The following is a 15,093-nucleotide window of genomic DNA, read 5'->3' as shown; positions in this document are numbered from 1 at the left end:
TGCTGGGCTGAGGGATCAGTAGGGGCAGAGGGTGAGGCTTTGCGGTGGGGCGGGTTCGAGCCGGTGTGTGTGGGGCCGAGGCAGGCCGGTAAGCGAAGAACACCTCTCGCCCAGCCAGCGCGCTGCGGCGCGTAGCTAGAATGACTCGGTCGTCACCGCATAGCTTTCGGCCGGGTGCAGCAGGCGGACGCGGGTCAGGGGCGCGTCGGCCAGAAAGGTCTGCCGCGCAACCACCAGCAGCGGGGCGCCCGGCGGCAGGGCCAGCATGGCGGCGCTGTCGGGATCGGCGGCCTCGGCGCTGATGCGGGTGGTGACGCGGCTGGCGGGGACCTCTCGGACCAGCCACTCATTCGGGCCGGACATGTCGAACGGCTGCGCCTCGGCTTGGGGCAGGGCAGTCAGGCTGATCACCCGGCGCTCCAACTGGAACGGCTGGCCGTCGGCGATGTGCAGGCAGCACAGGCGCAGATGCGGCACTGGTCCGCCCACGACCGCGCGGTCCAGCAGGCGATAGCCATAGGCGAAGCCGCGATCCTCGATCTCTTCCCGGATCAGCGGGATGCTGAGGCGCGAGGCATGGGCGGTGCGCGGCACGACGCGGCTGCCGGCGCGGCGGCGACGCTCGATCAGGCCCTGTGCGACCAGAGAGGACAGCGCGCGCTGGATGGTGCCGCGCGCCACGCCGAACTCGACCCCCAGCTCGACCTCGCTCGGGATGTCCCGGTTCACCGGCCATTCGCCAGCGTTGATCCGCCGCATCATCTCGGCCCGGATCTCGTCATGTCGCGCCATGTGCCGCCCTTTCAAATCCCTCGCCGGATATGTCTAGACATAATAACCCGCCCTGACTAGTCATGGATGCAAGCGAGGAGGGGTGGATGATTCGCCGCGTTCTGGACAATCTGCGTCTGCTGACCTGTCAGCCGGGAGCGGCGGGGTATCAGCTGCGCGATGGGCCGCTGGTGCTGGCCGATGGGCGCATCGAGGCGATGGGCAGCATCCCGGCGGGGTTCGAGGACGCCGAAATCACCGATCTGGGCGGGCGCGTCGTCACCCCGGCGCTGATCGACTGCCATACCCATCTGGTCTTTGCCGGCGACCGCGCCCGCGAGTTCGAGATGCGGCTGCAGGGTGCCTCGTATCAGGAGATCGCGCGGGCTGGCGGCGGCATCCTGTCCACCGTGACCGCGACCCGCGCCGCCAGCGAGGATGAGTTGGTCGACGCCGCGCTGCCGCGACTTGATGCGCTGGTGGCCGAGGGCGTGGCCACCGTCGAGATCAAATCCGGCTATGGGCTGACCATCGACGACGAGTTGAAGATGCTGCGCGCGGCCCGGCGGTTGGCCCGGCTGCGGCCGGTTCGCATTGTCACAAGCTGGCTCGCCGCCCATGCCGTGCCGCCCGAATATGCCGGCCGCAGCGATGATTATCTGGATCAGATCGCCATTCCCGGCCTGACCGCCGCCCATGCCGAGGGGCTGGTCGATGCGGTGGACGGTTTTTGCGAGGAGATCGCCTTTTCCGCCGCGCAGATGGCGCGGCTGTTCGATGCCGCTGCCGCGCTGGGTCTGCCGGTCAAGCTGCATGCCGAGCAGTTGTCGCATCAGGGCGGCAGCCGTCTGGTCGCGCAGCGGGGCGGGCTGTCGGCGGATCATCTCGAATACGCCGATTCCGGGGATGCGGCCGCCATGGCGCAGGCCGGGACCGTCGCCACCTTGCTGCCCGGCGCCTTCTATACGCTGCGGGAAACCCGCCTGCCGCCCATCGCGGCCTTTCGTCAGGCCGGCACGGTGATGGCGCTGGCGAGTGACTGCAACCCGGGGACGTCGCCGCTGACCTCGATCCTGCTGACGATGAACATGGGGGCCACGCTGTTCCGTCTGACGCCCGAGGAATGTCTGCGCGGGGTGACCGCCAACGCCGCCCGCGCGCTGGGGCTGACGGATTGCGGCGTGATCGCGGTCGGCAACCGCGCCGATCTGGCGGTCTGGGACATCGACCACCCGGCCGAGCTGTCCTATCGCATCGGCTTCAACCCGCTGCATGCGCGCTATTTCGAGGGTGAAAGATGCTGACACTGATCCCCGGCCAGACGACGCTGGCGCAGTTGGAAGCCATCTGGCGCGACGGCACGGCGGTGCGGCTGCATGAGTCCGCGATGCCGGGAATACAGGCCTCGGCCGCGGCCATCGCGGCGGCGGCGCAGGGCAGCGCGGCGGTTTACGGCGTCAACACCGGCTTCGGCAAGCTCGCCTCGGTGAGGATCGCGCCCGAGGACACGGCGCTGCTGCAACAGAACCTGATCCTGTCCCATTGCTGCGGGCTGGGCGAGCCGCTGGAGATCCCCGCCGCCCGGATGATGATGGCGCTGAAGCTGCTGGGCCTCGGGCGCGGCGCGTCGGGTGTCCGGCCCCAGATCGTCACCCTGATCGAGGGGATGCTGGCGCGCGGCGTCACGCCCATGATCCCCGATCAGGGCAGCGTCGGCGCCTCGGGTGATCTGGCGCCCTTGGCGCATATGGCGGCGGTGATGCTGGGCCATGGCGAGGCGTTCTTCAAAGGCGAGCGGATGCCGGGCGGTGCGGCGCTGGAACGCGCCGGGCTGAGGCCGGTCGTGCTGGGTGCGAAAGAGGGGCTGGCGCTGATCAACGGCACGCAGTTTTCGACCGCGCTGGCGCTGATCGGCCTGTTCCGCGCCTGGACCGGACTGCGCGGCGCGATCCTGACCGGGGCCATGTCCACCGACGCCGTCATGGGCTCGACCGCGCCGCTGCACCCTCAGATCCACGAATTGCGCGGCCATCGCGGCCAGATCGCCGTTGCCGCCATCGCGCGCGAGCTGCTGTCGGGCAGCGAGATCCGCGAAAGCCACCGCGAAGGCGATCTGCGCGTGCAGGACCCTTATTGCATCCGCTGCCAACCGCAGGTGACCGGCGCGGCGATGGACCTGCTGCGCTTCGCCGCCGCGACCCTGCTGACCGAGGCGAATGGCGCCACCGACAACCCGCTGGTGCTGTCCGACGGCAAGATCGTCTCGGGCGGGAACTTCCATGCCGAGCCGGTGGCCTTTGCCGCCGATCAGATCGCGCTGGCCGTGGCCGAAATCGGCGCCATCGCGCAGCGCCGGGTGGCGCTGATGGTGGACCCGGCGCTCAGTTTCGGGCTGCCGCCCTTCCTGACCCCGGAACCGGGGCTGAACAGCGGGCTGATGATCGCCGAGGTGACGACGGCGGCCTTGATGAGCGAGAACAAGCATCTGGCCGCGCCCTGTTCGGTCGATTCGACCCCCACCTCAGCCAATCAAGAGGATCACGTCAGCATGGCCGCCCATGCCGCGCGGCGTCTGGGCCGGATGTGCGGGAACCTGTCCGGCATCCTCGGGGTCGAGGCGATCTGCGCCGCCCAGGGCATCGCCTTTCGCGCGCCGCTGGCGAGTTCCGCCCCGATCCGCGCCGCCATCGACGCGCTGCGCGCGCAGATCGCCCCGATGGGGGCCGACCGCTATCTCGCCCCCGACCTTGCCGCCGCGCAGGCGCTGATCGAAAGCGGGCGGCTGGCCGATGCCGCCGGTGTCTCGCTGCCGCTTTGACGCCCCTTGACCACGGAGTGCCCATGACCGCCGATCCCCGCCACAATCGCCGCGACATCTACCCGCCCACCGGCACCACGCTGAACGCCAAAAGCTGGCAGACCGAGGCCGCGCTGCGGATGCTGATGAACAACCTGCATCCCGACGTCGCCGAAAACCCGCATGAGCTGGTCGTCTATGGCGGCATCGGGCGCGCGGCGCGGACATGGCGCGATTTCGACCTGATCGTGGATGCGCTGAAAAAGCTGGATCACGACCAGACGCTGGTCGTCCAGTCCGGCAAGCCCGTCGCGGTAATCCAGACCCATGCCGACGCGCCGCGGGTGCTGATCGCGAATTCGAACCTGGTGCCGCATTGGGCGACTTGGGACCATTTCAACGAACTCGATCGCAAGGGGCTGGCGATGTATGGCCAGATGACGGCGGGGTCGTGGATCTATATCGGCACGCAAGGCATCGTGCAGGGCACCTACGAGACCTTTGCCGAGGCCGGGCGGCAGCATTATGGCGGCGATCTGACCGGCCGCTGGATCCTGACCGGGGGCCTGGGCGGGATGGGCGGCGCGCAGCCCTTGGCGGCCGTGATGGCGGGCGCCTGCTGTCTGGCCGTCGAATGTGACGAGACCCGCGCCGATTTCCGCATCCGCACCGGCTATTGCGACGAAAAGACCCAGTCGCTGGACGAGGCGCTGGCGATGATCGACCGCTGGACCCGCGACGGGCAGGCGAAATCGGTGGCGCTGATCGGCAATGCCGCCGACGTGTTTCCGGAACTGCTGCGGCGGATGCAGGCGGGCGAGGCGATGCCGAATGGCCGCCCTGACATCGTGACCGACCAGACCTCGGCCCATGACCCGCTGCGTGGCTATCTGCCGCGCGGCTGGCAGCTTGGCGCCTGGCGCGAGGCGCAAGAGAGCCGCCCGAAAGAGGTCGCGGCAGCCGCGCGTGCCTCGATCCGCGAGCAGGTCGCGGCGATGGTTGGATTCTGGCAGGCGGGCGTCCCGGTGCTGGATTACGGCAACAACATCCGCCAGGTCGCGTTTGACGAGGGGCTGCAGGACGCCTTCGCCTTTCCCGGCTTCGTGCCCGCCTATATCCGCCCGCTGTTCTGCAAGGGGATCGGGCCGTTCCGCTGGTGCGCGCTGTCGGGCGACCCCGAGGATATCTACAAGACCGACCGCGCCATGAAGGCGCTGTTTCCCGACAACACCCATCTGCATCGCTGGCTGGACATGGCGCGCGACCGGATCGCCTTTCAGGGCCTGCCGGCGCGGATCTGCTGGCTGGGTCTGGGCGAGCGGCACCGGGCGGGGCTGAAATTCAACGCCATGGTCGCCTCGGGCGAGCTGAAGGCGCCGGTGGTGATCGGGCGCGACCACCTCGACGCCGGCTCGGTCGCCTCGCCCAACCGCGAGACCGAGGCGATGCGCGACGGCTCGGACGCGGTGTCGGACTGGCCATTGCTGAACGCGCTGGTCAACACCGCCTCGGGGGCGACATGGGTCAGCCTGCACCACGGCGGCGGGGTAGGGATGGGGTTCTCGCAACATGCCGGTGTAGTGATCTGCGCCGATGGCACGCCCGAGGCCGCGCTGCGGCTGGAACGGGTGCTGTGGAACGACCCGGCCTCTGGCGTCTGGCGCCATGCGGATGCAGGCTATGAGATCGCGCTGGACTGTGCGCGTGAGCATGGGCTGAACCTGCCCGCCATACTTGGATGATCCGCGATGAATGATGCCCCGAACGACACTGTCTCCCACCAGCCCGCGCCCGAATGGCAGGGCCGCTCCGACCCCGAGGATGGCGCGCGCACCCTGCGCCTGCACCACATCGCCAATCGCGACGGCGCCGACCGGGCGCTGATCGGATTTGCCTGCGACGCGGGGGTGATCCGCAATCAGGGCCAACCCGGCGCGGCGCAGGGGCCGCAGGCGATCCGGCAGGCGATGGCGAACCTGTCCGCGCCCGAGGGACTGCCCGGCTTTCACGACCATGGCGACGTGGTGCTGGCGGGCGAGGATCCCGGTCCCGGCCAGCAGGCGCTGGGTCTGGCGGTGGCCGGGCTGCTGCGCGATCACGCCCGCGTGCTGGTGCTGGGCGGCGGTCACGAAACCGCGGTGGGCAGTTGGCAGGGCCTGCGGGCGGCGCTGCCCGATGCGCGCATCGGCATCGTCAATATCGACGCCCATCCCGACATTCGCGCCATCGGCGCGGCGGGCGCGTCATCCGGCACGCCGTTTTTCCAGATCCACCAGACCGAGCCCGAGGGCTTCAACTATGCGGTGCTGGGCCTGGCGGCAGAGGCCAACACCCTAGCGTTGACCGACCGGGCGCAGGAATGGGGGGTGACGGTGGTCGCCGACCACGCGCTGCAACGGGATGCCGAGGCGGCCTTCCCCGCCATCGACGCCATCGCCGCGCGCTGCGATACGATCTATCTGTCGGTTGATCTGGACGTGCTGCCCGCCTCGCTCGCGCCGGGGGTCAGTTCGCCCGCCGCGCGTGGGGTGCCGCTGCATGTCGTCGAGGCCATCCTCGACCGCGTTCTGGCCACCGGCAAGGTGCGGCTGGCGGATATCGTCGAGTTGTCGCCGCCCCATGACCCGGCCGGGCTGACCGCACGGGTGGCGGCGCTGATCGCGCGGCGGCTGCTGGCGGGCTAGGCGGCCTCAGGCGATGCGGCGGCCGCGCACCCAGGTTTCGCGCAAGAGCGGCGTGCCCTGCGCCAGCCGAAAGCGGATCAGATCGCCGCGCAGACCGGGCGCCAGCCGGCCCCGGTCGGACAGCCCCGCCGCCGCCGCCGGCGTCGCGGTGACGCAGGCCATGGCGCGCGACCAGTCGCCCCAGATCTCGGCCAGCAGCGCCGCCGCCGACAACAGCGCGGCGGGCACGTAATCCGAGCTGACGATATCCAGCAACCCCGCCTCGGCCAGTTCGCGTGCGGCGACATTGCCGGAATGAGAGCCGCCCCGGATCAGGTTCGGCGCGCCAAGGATGGTGCGGATCGCGTGGCGGTGACATTCCTCGGCCGCCTCGCGGGTGGTCGGGAACTCGGCCAGGCGGATGCCGTGGGCTGCCGACCGCGCGACCTCGTCACGGGTCGAATCGTCGTGGCTGGCCAGCTTGGCGCCCACGCGCCCGGCAAAGGCCACGGCGCCGGCCTCATGCGCGGGGCCGTTCCGTTCGGACAGCTCGCGCAGCTCGGCGAAGTAATCGTCGATCTGGCTTTCATCCAGCCCGACCTTGCTGTGCAGATAGGTGCGAAAGCCGGTGGTGTCGCGAAACTGGCGCTGGCCGGGGGTGTGGTCCATCAGGCTGACCAGCCGCACGCGGTCCTCGGGGCCGAACTCTGCCAGCTCGTCCAGCAGGCTTTCGGAACAGATCTCGGCCCGCAGATGCAGGTAATGGCTGATGCGCAGGTTGCGGCGGGTGATCTGCGCGATCAGCTCGGTCGCCAGCGGGCGGGCATAGGGCGCGTAATCCTTGCGCGAGGGGATCGAGCCGACGCGCATCGAATCGAAGACCGTGGTGATCCCGCAACCGGCAAGCTCCGCGTCATGGGCATAGATCGCCGCCGCCAGCGGCCAGTCGACGCCGGGCCGGGGCTGGATGTGCCGTTCCAGATTGTCGGTGTGCAGTTCGACCAGACCGGGCGCGACGAAATCGCCCTCGCAATCCATGGCCCCGGCGGGAACGGTGCCGGTGCCGATCTCGGCGATCATCCCATCGCGCAGCACAAGGTGGCCCCGGACGGTGCGATCGGGCAGGATCAGATGGGCATTGGCCAGTATGGTGTCTTGCATCTTCTACCCCGGACAGGTTTCGCATGGCTTCCTATCGCAGATACGCCGTCTATTACACCCCGCCACCGGGCGAGTTCGCGGATTTCGGGGCCAGTTGGCTGGGCTGGGATGCCGCGACCGGGCGCGAGGTCGCGCAGCCCGATCTGGACGGGCTGGACCTTGCCGCGCTGACGGCGGGCGCGCGGCGCTACGGCTTTCACGCGACGCTGAAAGCGCCGTTCCGGCTGGCTGAGGGGCGTGATGAGGGCGGGCTGCTCTCTATGGCCGAGGCGGTGGCGCCTGCCCTGCGGCCGGTGACGCTGCCGGGCCTGCAACTGATGTCGATCGGCGGCTTTCTGGCGCTGACGCCGGCGGGCGAGGGGCAGGCGCTGTCGGCGCTGGCCGATACGGTGGTGCAGGCGCTCGAACCCTTCCGCGCACCTCTGACCGAGGTCGAGATCGCGCGCCGCCACCCCGACCGGCTGAGCGAGCGCCAACGCGCCTTGCTGCACCGCTTCGGCTATCCCTATGTGATGGAGGAGTTCCGCTTTCACATGACGCTGAGCGACGCGCTAGAGCCCGAGACGCAGGCGAGGCTGACGACGCAGCTTGTCCCGCATCTGGCGGTCCTGCCGGTGCCGTTCGTGCTGGATGCGATCAGTGTGATGGGAGAGGGCGCGGATGGGCGCATGCGCCTGATCCGGCGGATTGCGCTGTCAGGCGAATAATCGCTGACGCAGCGGCTTGCGGGGTGAACTGAGGCGAGGTCGGAGGCGAATCAGCGGCCGCTGAAAGCCAGCAGCGCAATCGATAAATGTTGATGCGGCGAAGATTGGGCCGGTTTGCGTGCCCCGAAACGCATCGGTGATTCGCGTCTGCTGAAGCGCGCGAAAGGTGACGCAGGGGAAGGTCCGCGCGAAGCCCTGCGCGGGTCATCACGTAGCGGTTGAAATCGTCCAAAACCCCAAGGGAAACGCGAAAAACTGCCCGAAAAGACAGGTGAAAACCGCAAAAAAAACCTCCGCTTTGCGGGTAATGTTTGCTAGTTTCACATCGTGGGTAGCGAGTGATACTTGTTAGTGTGGCGGCTGTATCGAGAGACACAGCCGCCGCTGCCTTTACCAAGGCGGATTGCCGAGGGTCAGGCTTTTGAGTATCCGGAAGTTTCAGGTATTTTCAATATGACTTTGCCTCAGCGCTGCTGATGTGGCGGTCATCCGCCTGCAAAGCCACACTTGCCTGACCTCCGTCGGCGGCGATCAGCTCTGGTTGCGAGCGAACTCGTTCAGCTTTTCGTCCGCTTCTTCCTTGGTCCAGCCGTACTTCTCTTGCAGCTTGCCCGACATCTTGTCGCGGCTGCCGTTGATCTCGGTCAGCTCGTCATCGGTGAGTTTGCCCCACTGCTGCTTGACCGAACCCTTCATCTGGTCCCACTTGCCTTCGACGATATCCCAGTTCATGGCATACTCCTTTTCCATGGTTGCGGTATGCCACCCCAACGCGCCGATGCGCGAAGGGGTTGCATGAGAGCCGTGGGATAGGGGCCAGAGCGTTCAGGCGACGCGGTCGGGCATGGGCTTTCCCTGCGCAAAGGCGGTGACGTTCTGCAGCGCGCGCAGCGCCATTTCGGTGCGCGTTTCCTCGACCGCGGTCCCCAGATGGGGCAGCAGGATCGCGTTGTCCAATTCGCGCAGCTCGGGCGAGATCAGCGGCTCGTGTTCATAGACGTCCAACCCGGCGGCGCGGATGCGGTTCTGCGCCAGCGCCTCGCACAGCGCGGTTTCGTCGATCACGTCGCCGCGCGCGATGTTGACGATGATCCCGTCCGGACCAAGCGCCCGCAGCGCCCGCGCGTCGATCAGATGCCGGGTGCCCGCGCCGCCCGGCACGGCGATGACGACGAAATCGCTGCGCTTCATCAGTTCGATCAGCGAGCCGGCCTGCTCGGCCGGGAAATCCTGCGGCGGCAGGGTCGAGCGGTTGTGAAACAGCACCCTCATGCCAAAGCCGTGATGCAGCCGCCGGGCGATGGCACGACCGATGCGGCCCATGCCGACGATGCCCAGCACCCGGCCGCTGACCGGGCTGCCCAGCATCTGGGTCGGGTGCCAGCCCTGCCACTGGCCGCTGCGGGCCAGCCGTTCGCCCTCGGCCGCGCGGCGGGCGGTCATCAGCAAAAGCGTCACCGCCAGATCGGCGGTCGCGTCGGTCACCACGTCAGGCGTGTTCGTCACCGCGACATCGGCGGCGCGGGCGGCGTCGAGGTCGATATGGTTGAACCCCGCGCCGAAATTCGCCAGCAGCCGGGTCCGCAGCGGGCGGGTCTTGAAGGCCGAGGCGACAAAGGCATCGCCGAGCGTGGGGATGATCGCGTCGTGGTCGGACAGCGCCGCCGCACATTCATCCAGCGTCATCGGGACGTTCGTTTCGCGAAACCGGGTCTCGGGGAAGCGGGCGGTGATGGCCCGCGTCGCCGCCGCAGTCATCGGGCGGGTGACGAGCAGCTTCATCAATACATCCTTCCGCCGTTGGGGACCGGCCTTTCCGGGCCGATCAGCACGACCTCGCCCGCCTGATCGGGCAGGCCCAGGACCAGCACCTCGGACATGAAGGGGCCGATCTGGCGCGGCGGGAAGTTGACCACCGCCAGCACCTGCCGACCGACCAGCGCCTCTGGCGCATAATGCGCGGTGATCTGGGCCGAGCTGTTGCGGGTGCCCAGATCCGGCCCCAGATCGACGCGCAGCTTCAGCGCCGGTTTGCGGGCCTGCGGGAAGGGTTCGGCGTGGGTGATGGTGCCGACGCGGATGTCGAGGCGGTCGAAATCCTCAAGGCTCGCGGTCATTTGCCCAACTCGCGCGAGCGTTCCGTCGCCGCCCGGACGGTGCGGGCGATCAGCGGACGCAGACCGGTCTGCGGGTCCATCAGCACCGCCAACCCGGCCGCCGTGGTGCCGTTGGGCGAGGTGACCGCCTCGCGCAGCGCGGCGGGCGGGGTGTCGTCCTCCATCGCCAGCGCGCCCGCGCCGGCGACGGTCGCACGCGCGAGTTGCAGGGCCACGTCGTCGGCCAAGCCTTCGGCGCGGGCGGCCTCGGCCAGGGCCTCGATCAGGTGGAACACATAGGCCGGGCCCGAGCCAGAGACGCCGGTCACGGCATCGATCTGCCCCTCATCCTGCAGCCGCACGACCTCGCCCACGGCGGACATCAGTGTTTCCGCCAGCGCCAGCGCCTCGGCATCGGCGCGGTCATTGCCGATCAAGGCCGAGATGCCGCGACCGATGGCGGCGGGGGTGTTGGGCATGGCCCGAACGATGCGGGCGTCGGGAAAGGCGCGGGCGTAGCCGGCCAGCGTCACACCGGCCGCCACCGACAGCAGCACCGTGTCGGGGCCGATTTCCAGCGTCGGCAGCACGTCGCCCATCATCTGCGGCTTGACCGCCAGCACCAGCACGGCGGGGCGGGCGGGCGGCGTCTGGTTCAGCCGCACCCCCTGATCGGCGAGGGCGGCGGGCGCGTGGGGATCGATCACCGTCACCGCCGTCGCATCCAGCCCCCGCGCCAGCCAGCTTTTTAGCATCGCGCCGCCCATGCGGCCGCAGCCGACCAGCACCAATCCCCGCGAATTGATGGTCGAAAAATCCTTGCCTGTCATGGCGTTCCCCCCTTGGCCTGCCACCGGACGGCCCCCTCCGGCACCCGGTTTTCAGGCCCGTCCGTAGGCCTCGCCAATGGCGATGTCCATAGCGGCCTCGGGCGTGCTGTCGCCCCAGACGGCGAGTTGAAAAGCGGGGTAAAGCCGCTCGGCCTGCTCGACGGCGGTGCGGATCATGTGGTCGATCTGCTCGGGCGAGGCCAGCGAATCGCCTGCCAGAACAAGGCCGTAGCGCCAGACCATCAGCCGCTGCGACGGCCAGAAGGTGAACGCCCCGTCCCAGACCTGATCATTGGCCATGTTCAGCACCTGATACAGGCTGCCCATCTTGTCGGCGGGCGGGTCCATGTCGAAGGTGCAGATCAGGCGCAGCATTTCCTCGGCCGGCGACCAGGCCAGCGTCACCGCATAGCTGCGCCATTGACCCTCGACCGACATGGCGATCTGGTCGTCGGCGAGGCGGTCGAACTCCCACTCGCGATGGGCCGCGATCGTCTCGACGATGTCGATCGGATGGATGTCGCTGCCGTGCAGATAGCTGTCCGCTTGCGCCATAGATGCCGTTTCCCTGAACCGTTCCGGGACCACTGTTGGTTGCGTTCGCCTGCGACAGGTTGTGGTTTCGACCTGCCGGACCGCTAGATCAGGGTGGTTCAGAAGGGTCTGACTGTAAAGGTCAAACACCCGGCGCAGGGGAAGATTCCTGTGGATGAAAGGCGCGGGGGCAGGGGCGATTGCCGGCGTCTTTGGTTCAAAGGTGACTAAAAATCGCTAGACTATTCATTTGGTTAACGGGCAGGCGCCGGGCTAACCGGGGCAGGTGCTTAGTTGTAACCAAGGAGAATTGTGTGTTCAAACCTGCCACCCTCGCCCCCGCCCTCGCCGCCGCCCTGATTCTCGCCGGCTGCGCAGAGAAAAGCGCCGATATCGCGCCGTCCTATGTCTCGTCGAGCCGCTATGACACGATGAATTGCCGCCAGTTGGGGGCCGAGGCGCAGACCGTGTCCGACCGCGCCCGCTCGGCCATTCAGGCGCAAGACAAGAAGGCCAACAATGACGCCGCCGCCGCGACCGTGGGCATGATCCTGTTCTGGCCGGCGCTGTTCATGATCAAGGGCGATGGCAGCCAGGCCGCCGAGGTCGCCCGACTGAAGGGCGAGCGCGAGGCCATCGAGGCCGCCAACCGCGCCCGCAATTGCGGCATCGTCTTCAAGGAATAGCCGCGTCCTCAAGGCCGGGGCTAATGCCTCCCGGCCCTTCCCTGCGTATCCAGAATTGCGTCCTGCGGAAGCACCGCGGGACGCAACCGGGTCGGTCAGTTGATGCGCGCGCCGGTTTCGGCGTGGAACAGGTGGATGTCGTCGGGGCTGACGCTCAGGCGCAGGGTCTCGGGCACCTCGACATCGACGGGCAGGGTGGCGGTCAGCGGCTCGCCCGAGATGTTGCCATGAACCAGCCGGATCGCGCCCAACTCCTCGACCGCATCGACCTGCATCTGCAACTGCCCGTTCGGATCGGGGTGCATGTCCTCGGGGCGGATGCCAATCAGCCCGGCATGGGCGGTGCCCGGCAGATGCGGAACCGCGCGGGCCGAGAGCAGGTTCATCGCCGGACTGCCGATGAAGCCGGCGACAAAGGCTGAAGCCGGGCGGCGATACACCTCGAGCGGCGATCCGATCTGCTCGACCCGGCCCTTGTTCAGGACCACCAGCCGGTCCGCCAGCGTCATCGCCTCGAGCTGGTCATGCGTCACATAGATCGAGGTGGTGCGCAGACGCTTTTGCAGGGATTTGATCTCGAGCCGCATGGTGATGCGCAGCTTGGCGTCCAGGTTCGACAGCGGCTCGTCGAACAGGAACGCCGCCGGCTCGCGCACGATGGCGCGGCCCATCGCGACGCGCTGCCGCTGCCCGCCGGACAGGGCACGGGGCTTTCGGTCCAGGAAGGCGCCGATCTGCAGGATCTCGGCCGCCTCGTTCACGCGGCGGTCGATCTCGGCCCGCGGGGTGCGGCGGTTCTTCAGCCCATAGGCGAGATTCTGGCGCACGGTCATATGCGGGTAGAGCGCATAGTTCTGGAACACCATCGCGATGTCCCGCTCGGCCGGTTCGATCTCGTTCACGACGCGGTCGCCGATGGTGACGGTGCCCTCGCTGATCGCTTCGAGCCCCGCGACCATGCGCAGCAGCGTGGACTTGCCGCAGCCCGAGGGGCCGACCAGCACGATGAACTCGCCATCCTCGATGTCGATGCTGACGTTCTGCACCGCGCGGGTGCCGCCGGTATAGACCTTGCCAAGGCTGTCGATCGTAATTTGCGCCATTATTTTTCGGTCTCCACAAGGCCTTTGACGAACAATCGCTGCATGAAGATCACCACCAGCAGCGGCGGCAGCATCGCCAGAACGGCGGTCGCCATGATGTAATTCCACTGCGGATCGGTGTCCGCGACGCTGGCCATGCGCTTGATCCCGGCGACGATGGTGTACATGTCCGACCCCGTCGTGATCAGCAGCGGCCACAGATACTGGTTCCAGCCATAGATGAACATGATCACGAACAGCGCCGCGATATTGGTGCGCGACAGCGGCAGCAGGATGTCGCGAAAGAACTTCATCGGGCCGGCGCCGTCGATGCGGGCGGCCTCGGTCAGCTCATCGGGCATGGTCAGGAAGACCTGGCGGAACAGGAAGGTCGCGGTGGCCGAGGCGATCAGCGGGATGATCAACCCCTGATAGCTGTTCAGCATCCCCAGATCGGCCACCACCTTGAAGGTCGGCACGATCCGCACCTCGACCGGCAGCATCAGCGTCGCGAAGATGATCCAGAAGGCCAGCATCCGCAGCGGAAAGCGGAAATAGACGATGGCAAAGGCCGAGGTGATCGAGATCGCGATCTTGCCGAAGGCGATGCCCAGCGCCATGATCAGCGAGTTCACCATCATCCAGCCGACCGGCGGCATACCAGAGGTCGAGATGCCTTGCCCCAGCATCCGGGCGTAGTTCTGCGGCCCCTGATCGCCGAACCACAGCGGCACCACGCCCTGCAGGAAGTCGGTCGAGGCCCGCGTCGAGGCGACCAGCGCGATCCAGACCGGAAACGCCACGACGACCACGCCGAGGATCAGCACCAGATGTGCCAGCAGGTTCAGGATGGGACGATTTTCGACCATCAGTAAGCCACCTTCTTTTCGATGAAGCGGAACTGGATCACCGTCAGCACGATGACGATGACCATCAGCACCACCGATTGCGCCGCGCTGGACCCCAGGTTCTGGCCGACAAAGCCGTCTTGATAGACCTTGTAGACAAGGATGTTCGTCGATTGCGCCGGCCCGCCCAGCGTGGTCGCGTCGATCACGGCGAAGGTCTCGAACATCGCATAGACGAGGTTCACCACCATCAGGAAGAAGGTCGTCGGCGACAGCAGGGGCAGGGTGATGGTAAAGAAGCGCTTGATCGGCCCGGCGCCATCGATGGCGGCAGCCTCGCGCAGGCTGGCGGGGATGGATTGCAGCCCGGCCACGAAGAACAGGAAGGAGTAAGAGATCCGGCTCCACGAGCTGGCGATGACGACAAAGATCATCGCGTCGGTCGGGTCATAGATCCAGTTGAAGTCGATGCCCAGCTGCGACAGCACGAAGGGCAGGATGCCGATGGAGGGGTTGAAGATGAACCACCACAGGATGCCCGCCACCGCCGGCGCGATGGCATAGGGCCAGATCAGCAGCGTGGTATACAGCTTGTCGGACCGGATCAGCCGGTCCACGGCCACCGCCATCAACAGCGCAAAGATCATCGTCACCAGCGTCACCGAGACGGTGAAGATCAGCGTGACCGTGAAGCTGTTGTGATATTCGCTGCTGGCGAGCAGCTGGCGGTAATTGCCCAGACCGATGAATTCCGACCGCAGCCCGAACGCATCCTCGCGCAGAAAGCTCTGCCAGATCGCCTGTCCGGCGGGCCACAGGAAAAAGATCGCCGTGATCGCAAGCTGGGGTGCCAGCAGCAGCCAGGGCAGGAAGCGGTTGGTGAAAAAGGCGCGCTTCATGGGCGGCTCCGGGCAGAAG

Annotated in this window: 16 protein-coding genes; 6 read left to right on the top strand and 10 right to left on the bottom strand. The window is 67.6% G+C overall.

Features of this window, described 5'->3' with window-relative positions:
* Positions 1–135 precede the first annotated feature (135 nt).
* On the bottom strand, positions 136–792 hold the full coding sequence (locus tag CYR75_RS09295; RefSeq protein WP_101499792.1) for a UTRA domain-containing protein: 657 nt from the start codon (positions 790–792) through the stop codon (positions 136–138).
* Positions 793–878: 86 nt separating this feature from the next.
* Between CYR75_RS09295 and hutI the strand changes: the two genes are divergently transcribed.
* The 4 genes from hutI to hutG are packed head-to-tail and all read left to right on the top strand — an operon-like array spanning position 879 to position 6,252.
* Complete coding sequence (hutI, locus tag CYR75_RS09290; protein ID WP_101500970.1) at positions 879–2,075, top strand: imidazolonepropionase; 1,197 nt, start codon at positions 879–881, stop codon at positions 2,073–2,075.
* Positions 2,069–3,589 (top strand): histidine ammonia-lyase, encoded by a 1,521-nt coding sequence (gene hutH, locus CYR75_RS09285; protein ID WP_101499791.1) that lies wholly within the window; start codon positions 2,069–2,071, stop codon positions 3,587–3,589. Before hutI ends, hutH begins: the two co-directional genes overlap by 7 nt.
* A gap of 23 nt (positions 3,590–3,612) precedes the next feature.
* On the top strand, positions 3,613–5,310 hold the full coding sequence (hutU, locus tag CYR75_RS09280) for a urocanate hydratase (protein ID WP_101499790.1): 1,698 nt from the start codon (positions 3,613–3,615) through the stop codon (positions 5,308–5,310).
* A gap of 6 nt (positions 5,311–5,316) precedes the next feature.
* Positions 5,317–6,252 (top strand): formimidoylglutamase, encoded by a 936-nt coding sequence (hutG, locus tag CYR75_RS09275; RefSeq protein WP_101499789.1) that lies wholly within the window; start codon positions 5,317–5,319, stop codon positions 6,250–6,252.
* 6 nt (positions 6,253–6,258) lie between these two features.
* Here hutG and CYR75_RS09270 read toward each other — a convergent pair whose 3' ends face one another.
* On the bottom strand, positions 6,259–7,392 hold the full coding sequence (locus CYR75_RS09270) for an alpha-D-ribose 1-methylphosphonate 5-triphosphate diphosphatase (RefSeq protein ID WP_101499788.1): 1,134 nt from the start codon (positions 7,390–7,392) through the stop codon (positions 6,259–6,261).
* A 23-nt stretch (positions 7,393–7,415) separates the two neighbouring features.
* Here CYR75_RS09270 and CYR75_RS09265 point away from each other — a divergent pair, with 23 nt between their 5' ends.
* Positions 7,416–8,099: a DUF1045 domain-containing protein gene (locus tag CYR75_RS09265; protein ID WP_101499787.1), complete on the top strand. Its 684-nt coding sequence runs from the start codon at positions 7,416–7,418 to the stop codon at positions 8,097–8,099.
* A gap of 531 nt (positions 8,100–8,630) precedes the next feature.
* Here CYR75_RS09265 and CYR75_RS09260 read toward each other — a convergent pair.
* The 5 genes from CYR75_RS09260 to CYR75_RS09240 all read right to left on the bottom strand — a co-directional run bounded on the left by CYR75_RS09260 (position 8,631) and on the right by CYR75_RS09240 (position 11,580).
* On the bottom strand, positions 8,631–8,831 hold the full coding sequence (locus CYR75_RS09260; protein ID WP_101499786.1) for a CsbD family protein: 201 nt from the start codon (positions 8,829–8,831) through the stop codon (positions 8,631–8,633).
* 93 nt (positions 8,832–8,924) lie between these two features.
* Positions 8,925–9,881 (bottom strand): 2-hydroxyacid dehydrogenase, encoded by a 957-nt coding sequence (locus CYR75_RS09255; RefSeq protein WP_101499785.1) that lies wholly within the window; start codon positions 9,879–9,881, stop codon positions 8,925–8,927.
* Positions 9,881–10,216, bottom strand: coding sequence for a tRNA-binding protein (locus CYR75_RS09250; protein ID WP_101499784.1), 336 nt, complete (start codon positions 10,214–10,216; stop codon positions 9,881–9,883). The genes CYR75_RS09255 and CYR75_RS09250 overlap by 1 nt, the downstream gene beginning before the upstream one ends.
* Complete coding sequence (gene proC, locus CYR75_RS09245; RefSeq protein ID WP_101499783.1) at positions 10,213–11,025, bottom strand: pyrroline-5-carboxylate reductase; 813 nt, start codon at positions 11,023–11,025, stop codon at positions 10,213–10,215. Before proC ends, CYR75_RS09250 begins: the two co-directional genes overlap by 4 nt.
* A 51-nt stretch (positions 11,026–11,076) precedes the next feature.
* Entirely contained in the window at positions 11,077–11,580 is a 504-nt protein-coding gene (locus CYR75_RS09240; RefSeq protein ID WP_101499782.1) for a type III secretion system chaperone family protein, read from the bottom strand.
* 293 nt (positions 11,581–11,873) lie between these two features.
* Here CYR75_RS09240 and CYR75_RS09235 point away from each other — a divergent pair, with 293 nt between their 5' ends.
* Positions 11,874–12,245, top strand: a complete 372-nt coding sequence (locus CYR75_RS09235; RefSeq protein ID WP_101499781.1) for a hypothetical protein — start codon at positions 11,874–11,876, stop codon at positions 12,243–12,245.
* A 95-nt stretch (positions 12,246–12,340) separates the two neighbouring features.
* On the opposite strand, the gene ugpC is transcribed toward CYR75_RS09235, so the two are convergent.
* The 3 genes from ugpC to ugpA are packed head-to-tail and all read right to left on the bottom strand — an operon-like array spanning position 12,341 to position 15,074.
* Positions 12,341–13,348, bottom strand: a complete 1,008-nt coding sequence (ugpC, locus tag CYR75_RS09230) for a sn-glycerol-3-phosphate ABC transporter ATP-binding protein UgpC (protein ID WP_101499780.1) — start codon at positions 13,346–13,348, stop codon at positions 12,341–12,343.
* On the bottom strand, positions 13,348–14,196 hold the full coding sequence (gene ugpE, locus CYR75_RS09225) for a sn-glycerol-3-phosphate ABC transporter permease UgpE (protein ID WP_101499779.1): 849 nt from the start codon (positions 14,194–14,196) through the stop codon (positions 13,348–13,350). The genes ugpC and ugpE overlap by 1 nt, the downstream gene beginning before the upstream one ends.
* On the bottom strand, positions 14,196–15,074 hold the full coding sequence (gene ugpA / locus CYR75_RS09220) for a sn-glycerol-3-phosphate ABC transporter permease UgpA (protein WP_101499778.1): 879 nt from the start codon (positions 15,072–15,074) through the stop codon (positions 14,196–14,198). The genes ugpE and ugpA overlap by 1 nt, the downstream gene beginning before the upstream one ends.
* Positions 15,075–15,093: the final 19 nt, after the last annotated feature.

Origin of the sequence: Paracoccus jeotgali (assembly GCF_002865605.1) — a bacterium.
Lineage (GTDB): Bacteria > Pseudomonadota > Alphaproteobacteria > Rhodobacterales > Rhodobacteraceae > Paracoccus > Paracoccus jeotgali.
Note: the sequence above shows the minus strand (reverse complement) of the source record. Positions and strands in the feature narration are given on the sequence as shown.